Source organism: Sphingomonas sp. Leaf38 (assembly GCF_001421825.1).
Classification (GTDB): domain Bacteria; phylum Pseudomonadota; class Alphaproteobacteria; order Sphingomonadales; family Sphingomonadaceae; genus Sphingomonas.
Genome location: NZ_LMLD01000003.1, coordinates 859 through 1183 on the forward strand (window position 1 = coordinate 859; position 325 = coordinate 1183).

Annotated in this window: 1 protein-coding gene; it reads left to right on the top strand. The window is 66.5% G+C overall.

All coding sequences use genetic code 11. The features are described 5' to 3' along the window. Positions 1–298, top strand: a 298-nt coding sequence (locus tag ASE88_RS18055; RefSeq protein WP_235527582.1) for a sigma factor-like helix-turn-helix DNA-binding protein, incomplete at its 5' end; no start/stop codon positions are given. Positions 299–325: the final 27 nt, after the last annotated feature.

Genomic DNA, 325 nt, shown 5'->3' on the forward strand with positions numbered 1-325 from the left:
CAGTCGGCGAGGTACGGCGGTTCCGCTCCACCTCGTCGACGACGCTGCGCTCGGCCGCCCGGCCGATCAGGACGTAGGCCTGCACCACCGAGACCTGTTGCGCGCACTTGATGCGTTGCCCGAGGAGCAGCGGACGGTGCTGCTCCTCATTTCCGTCGAAGGTCTGTCATATGGGGAAGTCGCTGCCGTCGTCGGCGTGCCGCTGGGAACGGTGATGTCGCGCATATCGCGGGCGCGCGACCGTCTGGCGACGCTCCTCCGCGAGGGTGAACGGCCACGATTAAGGAGTATTCGATGACCAGCCCGATCGGAGAGGACGATCTGG